This window comes from Pseudobutyrivibrio sp. UC1225 (genome assembly GCF_900115215.1).
Taxonomy (GTDB): Bacteria; Bacillota; Clostridia; order Lachnospirales; family Lachnospiraceae; genus Pseudobutyrivibrio.
The window spans coordinates 349,937-364,576 of sequence record NZ_FOVQ01000002.1; the positions used below are offsets into that span (position 1 = coordinate 349,937).

Below are 14,640 nucleotides of genomic sequence, written 5' to 3' on the forward strand. Positions count from 1 at the left end.
GAAGATAAATATATTATAGGGATAAAAAGAGAGGAAAATTAAAATGGCAAGCAAGTATGATGGCTTAGCTCGCATTATCATCCAGAATGTTGGTGGTAAGAGCAATATTAAAAGTATTACACATTGTATAACAAGACTTAGATTTAAGCTTAAGGATGAAAGCAAAGCAAACACAGATATCCTTAAGAACACAGACGGAATCGTAACAGTTATCCAGTCTGGTGGACAGTATCAGGTAGTTATTGGAAATCATGTGCCTGATGTATACGACGTAGTGTGTGAGCACGCAGGAATTTCTGGTGCAGCATCAGTAGATGATGATGGTCCAAAGGAAAAGATGAGCCCTGGTGCAGCTCTTATTGATATTATTTCTGGTGTATTCCAGCCACTTCTTTCAGTATTATGTGCAGCTGGTATCATCAAAGGTTTACTTGCAGTTTGGTCATTCGTGGCTAGCAGCTCATTCGGTATTGATGTAACAACAAGCGGTGCTTATGAAATCTGGAACGCAGTTGGTGATGGTTTCTTCTATTTCTTACCAATCATCTTAGGTTACACAGCAGCTAAGAAATTCAAGTGTAGCGAATTCATTGGTATGGCACTTGGTGTAGGTCTTACATATCCAAACATGGTTGCTCTTAAGAGCGCTGAGGTTCTTGGAACAGTATTTGCTGGAACATCATTCAGCATGGATTACATGACAGACTGGTTTGGAATTCCAGTAATCATGCCAGCTTCTGGTTATACACAGTCAGTTGTACCAGTTGTTTTAGCTGTTTACATTGCAGCAAAGCTTGAGAAGTTCTTCAAGAAGCACATTCCAGATGTAATCAAGACATTCATCGTTCCACTTTGCGTTCTTGGAATTATGATGCCACTTACATATCTTGTAATTGGACCAGTTGCTACAGTAGTTTGTAATTTACTTACACTTATCTTCGGCGGATTATATAACATTCCAGTTATTGGTGGAATTATCGCTGGTGCACTTATTGGTGCTATGTGGCAGGTACTTGTTATCTTCGGTTTACATTGGGGTCTTGTTCCACTTGCAATGATTAACTATGGTTCACTTGGTTATGACTTCATTCTTTCACCATACTTCTGCGTATCATTTGCACAGTCAGCAGTAGTACTTGGTATGATTCTTAAGACAAAGGATCAGAAGCTTAAGGATATCGCTATCCCAGCATTTATTTCAGGATTATTCGGTGTAACTGAGCCATGTATCTATGGTATTACACTTCCAAAGAAGACACCATTCGTTATCTCATGTATCGGTGGTGCAGCAGGTGGTATCATCACAGCAGTAGCAGGTGTTAAGTCTTACACAATGGGTGGTCTTGGTTTATTCGGACTTCCATGCTACATTGATCCAAACACAAACAGCCTTTACAGCATGATTTGGGTAATCATCTCAATTCTTGTTGCAGTAGCAGTTTCATTTACACTTACAATGATTATGTACAAGGACGAGGCTCCAGCAGCTAAGAAGACAGTAGTTTCTGATGCTTCAGGAAACGGTGAAGTTCTTGTAGCTCCAGTAAAGGGCGAGGTTAAGCCTTTAACAGAAGTTTCTGATGCAGCATTTTCTTCAGAGGCAATGGGCAAGGGTATTGCAATCGTTCCAGTAGAAGGCAAGGTATATGCTCCAGCTGATGGAACAATCACAGCTTTCTTCGCAACAGGTCACGCTATCGGTATTACTACAGACAAGGGTGCAGAAGTTATTATCCACGTTGGTATGGACACAGTTCAGCTTGAGGGCAAGGGATTCAATCCTGTAGCTAAGCAGGGTGACAAGGTTAAGAGAGGAGATCTTCTTCTTGAGTTCGATCTCGACTTCATCAAGGAGGCTGGTTACTCTACAGAGACACCTATCGTAATCACAAACTCAGGTAAGTATGCAGATATCATTCCTACAGATTCAGTATCAGTAGAGAGTGGTAATGAGTTAATCACATTACTTTAATATAATCAGGTGGGGCTTTAGGGCCCCACTAATAAATAAGATATACGCAATGAAAGAGAGGCAATAATAATGGGAACATTTAGAGAAGATTTCTTATGGGGAGGCGCAGTTGCCGCAAACCAGTTTGAGGGAGCATGGAATGTAGATGGTAAGGGTGCATCAGTATCAGATATGTGCACAAATGGTAGTCATACAACCCCAAAGAGAATTACAACTACTATTGAGCCAGATACACTTTATCCTTCACACGAGGCAATTGATTTCTATCATCACTATGAGGAAGATATCGCACTCTTTGCAGAGATGGGATTTAAGGTATTCCGTACATCTATCAACTGGACAAGAATCTTCCCTACAGGAATGGAGTCTGAGCCAAACGAGGCAGGTCTTGCATTCTATGACAAGGTGTTTGATTGCTGCAAGAAGCACGGTATTGAGCCACTTGTTACAATTTCACATTATGAGCTTCCATATGCCCTTGTAGAAAAATATAATGGTTGGGAAGGCCGCGAGCTTATCGAGTACTTTATGAATTACTGCAAGGCAATCTTTGCAAGATATCAGGGCAAAGTAAAATATTGGCTCACATTCAACGAAATCAACGCTGGTACAATGCCAATGGGAGCTGTTTTATCTACAGGAACAGTAAAGGGCTACACAGGACCTGTAACAGAGGTTCCAAATAAGCCACAGGAGAGATTCCAGGCTCTTCATCATCAGTTCGTTGCTTCAGCACTTGCTGTAAAATATGCTCATGACAATTACCCAGAGTACAAGATGGGAAATATGATTTGCTTTGTAACTTCATATCCAGCTACTTGTAACCCAGCAGATATTATTGCAAATCAGGAGCATATGCGTGAGGTTAACTGGTATTGTTCAGACGTTCAGGTTCGCGGTGAATACCCATCATACTCTAAGAGTCTTTGGGATAGACTTGGTGTTACTATCAAGATGGAGCCAGGGGATGAGGAGATTTTAAGACAGGGAACTGTTGATTTCTATACTTTCAGCTACTACATGTCTAACACAATTAGTGGAAATCCTGATGCCAACGAGGGTGAAGGAAACCTTATCATGGGTGGAAAGAATCCATACCTTGAGTCATCTGACTGGGGATGGCAGATTGATCCACAGGGACTTAGATATGTACTTAATGAGATTTATGACAGATATCGTATTCCACTTATGGTTGTTGAGAATGGACTTGGCGCAAGAGACGAAATCGAAGCTGATGGTTCAATCAATGACGATTACAGAATCGACTATCTTAGAAAGCACATCTCAGAGATGAGAGAAGCTGTAAAGGATGGTGTAGATCTTATGGGTTATACACCATGGGGATGCATTGACCTTGTTAGTGCATCAACAGGTGAGATGGCAAAACGTTATGGTTTCATCTATGTAGAGAAGTATGATGATGGAACAGGAACACTTGCTAGAAGAAAGAAGAAATCTTTCGATTGGTATAAGCAGGTTATCGCTTCAAATGGTGAGAATTTATAATATATAAAATTAGGACTGGCACATAGGTGTCAGTCCTTTTTGTGTTAGGGATATTTATCTTTTTATCTTACCGCTACTGGTTTTCTCAAGAGGCTGATTTAAAAGATTTTTCTTATAGATTCTTTTATATATAGGAAGCTTAGTATTTAATTCAGCTATATATTCTAAGATAGCCTCTGAATTAGATTCGTCTGCAAATATATCAACGGCGATTCTGTCGTTTTCCGCATATACTTTACATTCAGTAATGAAATCGCATTTATAAAGCTCTTTTTCAAGCTCCTCAGGGCTGACATTTTCTCCACCTGAAAGGATAATAAGATTTTTCTTACGTCCGGTGATATAGATGTAGCCATCCTCATCCACATAGCCAAGATCTCCAGTGTGAAGAACGCCATTGATTAATGTAGCTGCGGTTTCTGACGGATTTTTGTGATATCCTTGCATGATTCCAGGACCCTCAGCACAAATCTCATCATCAATGATAGAAATCTTTACATTAGGGTCTGCCATACCTACTGATTTTAGATGATTCTTACAATCAAAGTTACATGAAATATTACCGCAGGATTCGGACATGCCATAGTATTGTCCATAACCTATTCCATTTTTCATTAGAAGCTCCACAGTATTAATATCCACAGGGGCACCTGCTGATACAAGAAGCTTTGCACCACCAAGTCGCTCAAGATGACCTCGGGCAACAGACTTTTTGAAAAGATTTAAGGTGGCTGGTGTTACGACAGCACTGTCTATCTGTTCGTTTTCTAAATCCATAAGAATATTACCAGGATTTATGCTGAGATATGTAGCGCAGCCCTTTTCAAAATGTGTAATCCATCCGTTTATTCCACCGATGTGAAAATAAGGGAAGTTGGTATAAACCTTTAGTCCTTCCAAATTATCAAAAGGTGCATTATCGTCATACATAGCCTTTTCAAAGCCGAAAAGATTTGCGACTGAAAGAACAACACCCTTTGGTCGTCCGGTAGTTCCAGAAGTGTAAACGATAAGAGCAGTAGCTTCTTTTTCCTCCTCAGTGAAATCCGTTAAAGCTACAGCTCCACCCTTGTCTTTGAGAAGCTCATCCTTATTGATAAGCTTAATATTTGTAAGACCTGATAATACATCATTATCTACTACCACATAGTCTACTTCTGAATTTTCTATTTCATATTGAAGGTTATCAAGGCTTTCGCGGATATTGAGTGGAACAGCAACAGCTCTGCTGAACATGATTGCTGTAAGAAGCAAGGTGTATTCATAGGAAGAATTGCAGTAGATACCTATCTTTTTATGGGCTAAATCTGTAACTAAATTATTTAGATTATAAGCACAGCTGCTTAATTTTTTATAATAATCCTCGAAGGTGATATTGAAAGATTTGTCACCATCTAAAATTCGAAAAGCAGTATCGCTTCCATACTTTTTGATTTCATTTAAAAACTTAACCATATTAATTATGTCTCCTCATGTATTGCTTAAAATAAAAATGGTATAAAAAGTCAAACCAACTTTTTATACCATAAAGATAGTTCAAATTCAATTGCAAAAGGCCTAAGAAACCACTAAATCACTAAGTTTTTTGCCATAGAAGAAATCTCTTTCAAGCATGTAGAACTCAGTCCACATAGGAAGTGTTTTGCAGATGCTTTCTCTAGGGCATGAATAGTTTTCATCTGAGAGGCAGGCTACAGGAGAGAGGCTTCCTTCCATAAGCTCGATTATTTCGCCTACAGAGTACTCATTTGCAGGGCGAGTGAGCTGATAGCCGCCGCCTTTTCCGCTGACGCCTTTGACAAAACCGCCGTGGACAAGCTCTTTAACAATAATCTCCAAATACTTCTTTGAAATATCCTGACGCTCTGCAATGTCCTTAAGAGGAATGTATTCTTCCTGATTCTGCTGAGCTAAATCTATCATAACTCGAAGTGCGTATCTTCCTTTTGTACTAAACATTTACGTACCTCCTAATCGCTTTTTATTTACACTATTATAACGTAGGTAAATAGGTGAATCAAGAGTTAGGTTTAAATACAAAGATTATGATTTTCGATTGGGATTCTTTCTGCAGCTTGTTCGTAAGCTTTATAAAGTAACTCAAGTTTGTCGGTAGTTATATCAGGCTCGTAGCATACGTTATACTTTTTTGGAACAAAATCCAATAAAACTTCACTGGAAACAAGTAGGTTATCACAGGATAGCTTATCAAAATCAGAGGGATTATCAATGTAGATAACACTATCAAAAGTGTTATTGGTAAATTCCTTCTTTTCTGTATTAGGTGTTTCTAGCATCACATATTGATAAGGTGCACCCTTAAATTTCTTTTCAGCGGCAGCTTTAAGTCGGTTCAGGTTAGTATTTATCTGGAAAAATAGTGAGTCATTAATGTAGCAGTCAAAAGCTAAAAGTGGTGCAAAGTTACAATCGCCTAAAGAGGCAAAGGTCTTTTTATCTAAGTCGTAGCAAATAAGTGCATCTGCCTGACCATAGTTTTCAAAGCGTGATGGGGGAATTAAAAATACATCGTAATTCTTATCTCCCATGAAGGCTGCAATTGTTTTCATGACATGCATCTGATCTGCAATCTTTAAGATGGAACTACTATCAGAAATGGCAAACCCAACCTGGCTTTTTCTCTTTGAGGCAAGAGCCTTTGCTGCCTGATTAGGAGAGTAGTTTAGAAGATTAATAACCTGTAAAACTCTTTTTCTAGTCTCATCAGATATCTTCAAATCTGTCCTTCCATTTACCACGTATGATACTGTTGCTACAGACACACCAGCTTCCCTTGCAACATCTTTTATGGTGACTTTTTTGCCTGCCATTTTTCTCCTCCGAAGAATTTTTTATTCTCTATTGACATCTAAAAATAAAAATTATACTATGAAGTTAGTTTAAACGATTAAACAAGCTATATCAAGAGCTTGTTTATATTTTTAAAATTTAATTTAAACGGTTAAATGAAACGGAGGGTTTTGCTATGAAGAAAAGAATTGTAAGTTATTTATTATTAGCATGTGTAATCGTAAATGCGGTTTCAATGACAGGTTGCGGAAGTAGCGAGGATATGACTTCAGCTGAGATAAATGCTGAGTCGCAGGTGCAGGCGGATGAACACACAGTTACCTTTTATGATTCCGATGGTACTACAGTACTTGATACAGCCACAGTAGCTCATAAAGAAAAGGTAGAAAGCTTTATTCCTGAAAAAGATGGATATACCTTTGTTGGCTGGTTTGCAACACCAAAGCTTACCAGAGAGTTTGATTTTGACAGAGCTATTACTGAGGATACTCCTTTGTATGCAGGTTTTGTCAGCTATACTGAGGACACCAGAGAGTTTTATATTGTAGGTTCTGGTACTTCGGATGTCTTAAGTGAATCAGACTGGGGAAAGGTTATTGGAGAATCCCAGAAGTTCACAAAAGAAGATGTGAAAAATGAAAACGTATATACGATAACCCTTGAGCTTAATGAAGGTGATCAGTTCCAGTTTGCTACAGATTCCAGCTGGTCAAATCAGAGAGGCTATGGTTATCTTGAGTCAGGAATGTTTGATGGCGCTACATATTTCAAGAATTCGGGAGGCTTGGGAGATACACCTGCTGAGAAGTCGAATATCGAGGTTGCTGTTGCAGGTACATATACCTTTGTACTTACAACTTATCCTGGTGAAGATGTGTACGACGAGGAAGATCCATACTATACAGAGGAAACAAGAGAGAATTTTAACTCAAACCCATATGACAAGATTACCTGGAATTTCGTAGAATAAGGAGTTTTTAGATGAATAAGCACGCACTGTTACATATACCAGAATCGAGATATTGTTTTCCATTATCAAAGGAGGAGGTGGTCATCAGACTTAGAACTGCAAAAGAAGATGCAGAGGCTGGTCTGAAAGTAAAAATCATTTACGGCGTTAAATATGATTACCAAAAGGAAAGATTTACTGTAGAAGTTCCTCTCAAGTATGAGGATGAGCTTTACGCTTTTTATGAGGTGAAGCTTAATATTAACGACGTAAGATTAGTATATATTTTTGAGCTTGAAGAAAAGGGAAAGAAATATTACTTCAGTGAGGACGGTCTCACTAAGGATTACAACTACGAAGAGTGCTTTTATAATTTCTTCCAGCTGCCATACATTAATGAGAATGATGTTATGCCTATGGTGGACTGGATGCCAGAGACAGTATTCTATCAAATCTTTGTTGATAGATTCTGTGTAGGTGATGAGAACAAAGACATGTCTTACATAGATATGAAATGGGGTGATAAGCCTACACCAAAGAATCATGCAGGCGGAGATTTAAAGGGTATTATTAAGCGCCTAGATTATCTTAAGGATTTAGGAATATCAGGCATTTATCTTACACCTATATTTGAGTCAGAATCCAACCATAAATACAACATCATCAATTACAAGAAAATCGACCCACAGTTTGGTACTACAGAAGATTTGGTGAAGCTTGTAGAAGAAGCTCACAAGCGTGGAATCAAGATTGTTTTAGATGCGGTATTCAATCATTGCAGCGATAAGATGAATGAGTTTGCGGACGTGGTAAAGAAGGGAAAAGCCTCTGAGTTCTATGATTGGTTCATCATAGATGGTGACAAGCTTGATATGAAAAAGCGTAACTTTGAGTGCTTTGCCCATTGTGAGTATATGCCTAAGCTGAACACAGCGGTTCCAGCAGTGCAGCAGTTCCTTTTAGATATTGCAACATACTGGATTGATGTAGCTGATATTGATGGATGGCGACTTGATGTGGCAGATGAGGTCTCTCATGATTTCTGGCGTCAGTTTAGGAAGGCTGTTAAGGCAAAAAAGAAGGATGCAGTAATTATTGGCGAAAATTGGCATGATGCATATCCTGCACTTATGGGAGAGCAACAGGACAGCATTATGAATTACGCATATACGAAGGTATGTCTAGATTACTTTGCAAAAGGAAGATGCGATGAGAAGAAGACAGTTCAGCATTTGAATTCTATTCTTATGCGAAACATGGAGCAGGTAAATTACATGATGCTTAATTTGCTGGATAGCCACGACACATTGCGTTTCTTTACAGAAATCGGAAAAGATAAGAAAAAGCTTGAGACAGCCATAGCGTTAACCATGTTTTTCCCTGGAACACCTTGTATCTACTATGGAACGGAGATTGCTATGGAGGGTGGATATGATCCTGATTGCAGACGTTGTTTTGACTGGGATAAGAACCATTGGGATATAGAGCTTATGGATAAAATCAAGGGCTTATTGGCGCTAAAGAAAAATCCTGTTTTACAATGGGGAGATGTTTCTATAAAACATGAAGATGGTGCGATAAAGCTTGTAAGAAGTTACAATGGAAAAAATGCAATACTTACAATAAAAAGTCCTACCGTATATACGATACAGATGGATGTATAGGGGAAATAGAAAATGAAACGAAAAATAGCAATGATGCTTGTAGCGATTATGTCGCTTGGCCTGTTAAATGGATGTGGTAGTGAAGCTGAAAATTCTAGTGCAGCCAGTGAAGGTTCAACGGCAAACGGTATTTTCAGCGGAGAACTTGAAGAAAATGTTACTATTCAGGTTTTGGAAAATGACACTGCCATTTCAAAGGGATATTTTAGTCAGCTTATAGAGGCTTTTAACAAGGAATATGAGCAGTATGGAATAACAGCTGTTGATGCCAATATGGATCAGTATTTGGATTTGGCAAATGATGGCCCTTATGGTTATGGCCCAGATGTTTTGTATCAGGCAAATGACGTGATTATGCAGTATGCGCAAGGCAAACATATTTTGCCACTTCCAGTGGAGGAGTTGGATTGTTATTCTCAGATTCCAGAAACAGCATGGCAGGCCTATAAGGTTGATGTTGATGGAAGTACTTATACCTGTGGAGTACCAGTAAATGTGCAGGCTCCTATGCTTTACTACAGAAAGGATTTACTGCCTGAGGACTGGAAAGAAAATTGGGATGCAAATTCCAATGATGTGCCAGATATGATAGAGGACTGGAAGAATATGTATGATTTTTCTGTCCAGCGTCATCAGGAAAATTCAGAACAGTATGGATATATGAAGTCCTTATATGATGTGTATTTTTCTAGTGGCTTCCTGTTTTCTTATGGTGGATATATCTTTGGTGATAACAATACAAATCCAGAGGATATTGGATTTGCAGCAGGAGATTCAGAAAAGGGCGCATGGGTATTAAGCCAGCTTGCCAGCACAATGAATGAAGATTGTATTGATGATACTATAACTACTAACGCTTACAGCAAGCTTGCTGATGGTACATATTTTGCAACACTTTCTACTCCTGATACATACTCAACCTTTTATGATGAATTGGTAAATGAATATGTAGGTCAGGGATTAGCTCAGGCAGAAGCAGAGGAGAAGGCTAAGGAGAATCTTGTTATGACAGGGCTTCCTAAGCTTCCTGAAAGTGGAAATCTTACAGAGGAAAACCCTAAGCTTGTGGATAGTAAAACAATGGGAGGCGTTAATGGATATGCCATTAGCTCTTATACAAAGTACCCAAATGCATGCCTTGCTTTCGTAAATTTTGCCACCAGCTATGAGATGATTATGCTGAGAAACGAGACTCTTGGAATAGCTCCAGCCAGAGAGGACGCAGCCTCAGAATTAGGTGGTCTTTCAAAGGATATGTTTGAAGAGCTTGATAAGGGCAATATTGTACTTATGCCATCTATCAAGGAAGTTAGCCAGATTTGGACTCCAGGTCAGACCTTCTTTACTGATTTGGCAAAGGATGCCTTTAGAAGTGAAGCTGAGAAGAAATATAAGGACTTGGATTCTATGAAAGCAGGTCTTGAGGATATGTGCAATCAGATTCATGATGCGATTTATACCTTGGAATAGAGGAAGAAATAATGTTAGAAGGATTTAAGAATTACATAGGAGTTTTCAAAAATAGTTCGTGGCGTGTAAAGCTTTCAGCTCTTCTCATGGGCAGCGGCCAGATTTTATATGGGTGCATTGCCAAGGGAATCATATTTTTGCTTTTGGAAATTGGGTTTATTTCTTACATGCTTGTCAGAGGCGGTAAGGATATCGAGGGCTTCTTTACCTTAGGAACTCAGAAGGCAGATGCCTGGCTTGGAATAGCAGGCGATAATTCAGTAGTAATGCTACTGATGGGTATTTTTGCCTGGATAGTGATGGCGCTTTTTATTGGAGTTTATATCTCGAATTTAAAGGATGTTATTAATATCGAAAATACGATAATTTCAGGAAAGCGACCAAAAGGTTTTAAAGAAGAGCTAAAGGAATTAATAGATAGAAAATTCTATGTAACGGTATTGGTGTTACCTGTGATTGGAATATGTGTTTTTAATATTCTTCCAATTATATTCATGATACTTATTTCATTCACTAATTATGGTGGGAGCACTGTTCCGCCTGAGCTTGTAGATTGGGTGGGCTTCGATAACTTTAAAAAGATACTTACACTCTCAAAGTTTGCTCCTACCTTTATTAGAATACTGGGCTGGAATATTTTATGGGCAGTGGTTTCTACAACACTTAATTATTTTGCAGGAATAGGTCTGGCCCTTTTATTAAATAAAGACTGTGTAAAAGGAAAAGCATTTTTTAGAGCTTTCCCAATTCTGGCTTATGCCATCCCAGGATTTATTACTCTTTTAGCTTTTAAATTTATGTTTTCATATGGTGGTCCTGTTAATCAGCTTATTCGCTCTGTAGGAGGAGTACCAATTGGATTCTTAGATTTGGATGCAAAGTGGATAGCAAGACTGATTGGTCTTTTAGTTAATTGTTGGATAAGTGTTCCAGCTATTATGCTACTGGCAACAGGACATTTATCAAACAGAGATATGTCTTTATATGAGGCAGCCAGAATAGATGGAGCTACTTCTTTACAGCAGTTTAAGAAGCTGACCTTACCATTTATGCTCTTTGCCACTATGCCAGTGCTTTTAGGACAGTTTATAGGAAATTTCAATAATTTTGGTATTTTCTATTTCTTGAGAGGTGGATTATATCTTGATGGATATTTCCTTGCCAGCGATACAGATTTGCTAATCAACTGGCTATACAATCTTTCAATCGACAATAATTATTACTGCATAGGAGCAGCAATAAGTTTGATAATATTCATTATCACTTCAGTGATTTCACTTGCAGTTTATGTGAACTCACCATCCTTTAAAGAGGAGGATACATTCCAATGATGAAAAAGCAGAGCTTTGGGAAGGTCTTTGATGCAGTATGGACCTATGCCCTTCTTATAGTGGTTGGATTTATATTTTTCTTTCCTTGTCTTTGGATAGTGCTGGCTTCCTTTTCAAAATCAGGAAGTATTTATTCCTTTGAAGGATTTTTCCCGACCACCTATAGCATAGATACTTTTAAGAAATTATTTACTGATACCACCATGTACAATTACCCAAGATGGTTTTTTAATACTTTATTTGTGGCAGCAGGAAGCTGTATTTTGGGCACCTTTCTTACAATACTTACAGCTTATACCATGTCCAGATTTGAGTTTAGGGCAAGAAAACCAATGATGAAAACTACCATGGTTCTTGGTATGTTTCCATCCTTTATGGGAATGACTGCGGTATACATTCTGATGACACAGTTTGGCTTAATCAATCAGATTTGGGGATTGATTTTAATCTACGCTGCTGGAGCGCCTATGGGGTATCTCACACAAAAAGGATTTTTCGATACTATTCCCAAGGCAATAGATGAGGCAGCCAAAATAGATGGAGCAAATTCAGCCCAGATATTTTGGAAGATTAATCTACCATTGTCAAAACCGATTATCGTATATACGGCATTAACTTCCTTTACCTGGCCATGGTCGGATTTTATCTTGCCTAAGCTTTTACTTAAAGAAAAGGATTTATACACCGTTGCCGTTGGTTTAATGAGTCTTGACGAAACAGAATTTTCAAGATTTGCAGCAGGAAGTGTGTTTATTGCTGTTCCTATCGTAATTTTGTATTTTGCCCTTGTTAAAAACATGGTTAATGGTATAGCAGAGGGTGCTGTTAAGGGATAGACGAGGACACGGGGGATGATTATGAAACCAGTTGTGAAAAATGAAATTATAGATGCATTGAAAACAGTAGGTCTGACTAGAGGTGATGCTGTCATGGTTCACACCTCTCTTGGTCAGATTGGCTATGTATGTGGTGGCGCCCAAACTGTTATTGAGGCACTGATAGAAGTAGTTGGACAGGAAGGCACAATCATGATGCCTACCCAGTCCTGGAAAAATTTAGATCCTGATACTGGAGTCCACTGGGATGTGGACGAACAGTATTGGAATATAATACGAGAGAACTGGCCAGCCTATGACAAAAAAATAACCCCAACAAACACCATGGGTGCCACGGCGGAAATGTTCCGTCAGTGGCCAGGAGCTCTTCGTAGTGACCATCCTGCCAGGTCTGTAGCTGCCTGGGGAAAGCATGCCAGCTATCTCACAGAAAATCACGACCTGTGTGATATTTTTGGAGAGGAATCTCCAGTGGGAAAGCTATATAAACTGGATGGAAAAGTGTTGCTAATAGGTGTGGATTACGATAAAAACACCTCAATTCATCTGGCAGATGTGAGAGCTGATTATAAGAGCAAGCATAATACAATCGAGCATAGTGCTGTTATGGAGGATGGCAAGCGTCAATGGAAATCCTACGAGACACTATTTGTGGATGGAGAGGATTTTGTTAATATAGGTGCCGCCTTCGAGGAGAAGAATACTGTAAAAAAGGCAGAGCTTGGAGGCACTGTTATCCGCTGTATGAGCCAAAGGACACTAGTAGATTTTGCTGTCAAATGGATAGAAGAGAATAGGGAATAAATAGTTTCATCAACACGTCACATTTCTTAAATATATTCTTGGTAAAATGCTACCATGAGCAGTGTGTGTTTGGTCATGGAGGCATTTTATGACGATTCAGTTGGAGACACAGATAAAACCTTTCATATTATTGATTCTTGCGGTATGCCTTATATCCTTGAATGTAATTTTTGCAAAAACTAATGAAAGCATAGGTAGCAAACGAGAGGTTATGTCCTTTAAGGGAATGCTTGTATCCTTTATGATATATGCTCTTGTTGATATAAGATTACTTATTGGAGATGGATTTTACACAATGTTCCCAAGAACAATTGTCCTTTTTATAGTGGCACTTGGTTTTGGGGTTATGTCCCTAGCCTGTTATTTTTGGTTTATTCATGTATCTTCAAATATTAATCCTAAGATAAAAAAGAAGCAGATTAAATCCTTTAATTTATGGGATACATTGGCGATAATACCACTTGCAATTGTTGTAAGCTTACTTTTTACGCCGCTTCATGTTTTTGTGTACGACATAGTAGATGGTATGCTGGTGTTTACTCCGATGCTGTCCTTTATTTTGTTTTTGGATTATGTGTATCTGGTGTCTGCAACTATTATTTCTATTAGGAATAGGAGACGAGCCAAGAATAGACTTGAAAAGAAGAAATATGGTAGTCAGATTCTGTTTATTGTGTTCTTTACCGTCAGCGGAATGCTTATAGGATTTTTATTGAATCTTCCTGCAATAGAGCTTTGTGTAATTCCTATTGTTATAAAGTTGTTTGTAGAGCTTCAGGATTCTCAGATTTACACAGATGCTTTGACAAAGCTTAATAACAGGAGACGTATTACGGAATATATAAATAATGAATTGGCAAACTGTGATGAGGAAAATCCTCTTACAGTTATCTTGTTGGATATTGATTATTTTAAGAGCATTAATGATGTCTTTGGACATGATGAGGGAGATAGAGCGTTAATTGTCTTTTCAGATGCTCTGAAAGAAATTTTTAGGGGATATGATGCTATCGTTGCAAGATGGGGCGGAGATGAATTTGTAGTGGCCAGCAAAAATGAAATAGCTGCTACGGATGTAAGAGCAAGGCTTGAGGAAGTGCTACATAATAATAATGAACTGACCTATGCACTTTCCTTTAGTGTAGGTGCATATAAGTGTTCAACATCAAGCATGACATATGAGCAGGTATTTAACGAAGCAGATGAATTATTATATAAGGATAAGGAAGCTCAACATAGAAGACGAGCAGATTTTAATGATACGCTAAATAATTTAAAAGCATCAGGTAGATAGCAG

General features: G+C 38.5%; 12 protein-coding genes. 9 read left to right on the forward strand and 3 right to left on the reverse strand.

Annotated elements, in window-relative coordinates:
• Window positions 1-43 precede the first annotated feature (43 nt).
• Entirely contained in the window at window positions 44-1,972 is a 1,929-nt protein-coding gene (locus BMZ41_RS04485) for a beta-glucoside-specific PTS transporter subunit IIABC (protein ID WP_090527180.1), read from the forward strand.
• Window positions 1,973-2,041: 69 nt separating this feature from the next.
• Window positions 2,042-3,478, forward strand: a complete 1,437-nt coding sequence (locus tag BMZ41_RS04490) for a glycoside hydrolase family 1 protein (protein ID WP_090168898.1) — start codon at window positions 2,042-2,044, stop codon at window positions 3,476-3,478.
• 54 nt (window positions 3,479-3,532) lie between these two features.
• On the opposite strand, the gene BMZ41_RS04495 is transcribed toward BMZ41_RS04490, so the two are convergent.
• From BMZ41_RS04495 to BMZ41_RS15805, 3 genes are all read right to left on the reverse strand, one after another.
• Window positions 3,533-4,933, reverse strand: coding sequence for a class I adenylate-forming enzyme family protein (locus tag BMZ41_RS04495; protein WP_090527183.1), 1,401 nt, complete (start codon window positions 4,931-4,933; stop codon window positions 3,533-3,535).
• 102 nt (window positions 4,934-5,035) lie between these two features.
• Window positions 5,036-5,437, reverse strand: a complete 402-nt coding sequence (locus tag BMZ41_RS04500) for an RrF2 family transcriptional regulator (RefSeq protein ID WP_090168895.1) — start codon at window positions 5,435-5,437, stop codon at window positions 5,036-5,038.
• Window positions 5,438-5,508: 71 nt separating this feature from the next.
• Window positions 5,509-6,309 (reverse strand): LacI family DNA-binding transcriptional regulator, encoded by an 801-nt coding sequence (locus BMZ41_RS15805; protein WP_090168893.1) that lies wholly within the window; start codon window positions 6,307-6,309, stop codon window positions 5,509-5,511.
• A gap of 155 nt (window positions 6,310-6,464) precedes the next feature.
• Between BMZ41_RS15805 and BMZ41_RS04510 the strand changes: the two genes are divergently transcribed.
• From BMZ41_RS04510 to BMZ41_RS04540, 7 genes are all read left to right on the forward strand, one after another.
• Window positions 6,465-7,259, forward strand: a complete 795-nt coding sequence (locus BMZ41_RS04510; RefSeq protein WP_090527186.1) for an InlB B-repeat-containing protein — start codon at window positions 6,465-6,467, stop codon at window positions 7,257-7,259.
• An 11-nt stretch (window positions 7,260-7,270) separates the two neighbouring features.
• Entirely contained in the window at window positions 7,271-8,902 is a 1,632-nt protein-coding gene (locus BMZ41_RS04515) for a glycoside hydrolase family 13 protein (protein ID WP_090527189.1), read from the forward strand.
• A 12-nt stretch (window positions 8,903-8,914) separates the two neighbouring features.
• Window positions 8,915-10,372, forward strand: a complete 1,458-nt coding sequence (locus BMZ41_RS04520) for a sugar ABC transporter substrate-binding protein (protein WP_090527192.1) — start codon at window positions 8,915-8,917, stop codon at window positions 10,370-10,372.
• Window positions 10,373-10,383: 11 nt separating this feature from the next.
• Window positions 10,384-11,703: a carbohydrate ABC transporter permease gene (locus BMZ41_RS04525; RefSeq protein ID WP_090527195.1), complete on the forward strand. Its 1,320-nt coding sequence runs from the start codon at window positions 10,384-10,386 to the stop codon at window positions 11,701-11,703.
• Window positions 11,700-12,539 (forward strand): sugar ABC transporter permease, encoded by an 840-nt coding sequence (locus BMZ41_RS04530; RefSeq protein ID WP_090168881.1) that lies wholly within the window; start codon window positions 11,700-11,702, stop codon window positions 12,537-12,539. Before BMZ41_RS04525 ends, BMZ41_RS04530 begins: the two co-directional genes overlap by 4 nt.
• A gap of 21 nt (window positions 12,540-12,560) precedes the next feature.
• A complete protein-coding gene (locus BMZ41_RS04535; protein ID WP_090527375.1) occupies window positions 12,561-13,343 on the forward strand; it encodes an AAC(3) family N-acetyltransferase in 783 nt (260 codons plus the stop codon).
• An 88-nt stretch (window positions 13,344-13,431) separates the two neighbouring features.
• Complete coding sequence (locus BMZ41_RS04540) at window positions 13,432-14,637, forward strand: GGDEF domain-containing protein (RefSeq protein WP_090527199.1); 1,206 nt, start codon at window positions 13,432-13,434, stop codon at window positions 14,635-14,637.
• Window positions 14,638-14,640 lie beyond the last annotated feature (3 nt).

Coding starts and splice junctions, on each gene's coding strand:
- BMZ41_RS04510 (WP_090527186.1), top strand. CDS start 6,465: ATGAAGAAAAGAATTGTAAGTTATTTATTATTAGCATGTGTAATCGTA.
- BMZ41_RS04520 (WP_090527192.1), top strand. CDS start 8,915: ATGAAACGAAAAATAGCAATGATGCTTGTAGCGATTATGTCGCTTGGC.
- BMZ41_RS04530 (WP_090168881.1), top strand. CDS start 11,700: ATGATGAAAAAGCAGAGCTTTGGGAAGGTCTTTGATGCAGTATGGACC.
- BMZ41_RS04500 (WP_090168895.1), bottom strand. CDS start 5,437: ATGTTTAGTACAAAAGGAAGATACGCACTTCGAGTTATGATAGATTTA.
- BMZ41_RS04485 (WP_090527180.1), top strand. CDS start 44: ATGGCAAGCAAGTATGATGGCTTAGCTCGCATTATCATCCAGAATGTT.
- BMZ41_RS04540 (WP_090527199.1), top strand. CDS start 13,432: ATGACGATTCAGTTGGAGACACAGATAAAACCTTTCATATTATTGATT.
- BMZ41_RS04490 (WP_090168898.1), top strand. CDS start 2,042: ATGGGAACATTTAGAGAAGATTTCTTATGGGGAGGCGCAGTTGCCGCA.
- BMZ41_RS04535 (WP_090527375.1), top strand. CDS start 12,561: ATGAAACCAGTTGTGAAAAATGAAATTATAGATGCATTGAAAACAGTA.
- BMZ41_RS04525 (WP_090527195.1), top strand. CDS start 10,384: ATGTTAGAAGGATTTAAGAATTACATAGGAGTTTTCAAAAATAGTTCG.
- BMZ41_RS15805 (WP_090168893.1), bottom strand. CDS start 6,309: ATGGCAGGCAAAAAAGTCACCATAAAAGATGTTGCAAGGGAAGCTGGT.
- BMZ41_RS04495 (WP_090527183.1), bottom strand. CDS start 4,933: ATGGTTAAGTTTTTAAATGAAATCAAAAAGTATGGAAGCGATACTGCT.
- BMZ41_RS04515 (WP_090527189.1), top strand. CDS start 7,271: ATGAATAAGCACGCACTGTTACATATACCAGAATCGAGATATTGTTTT.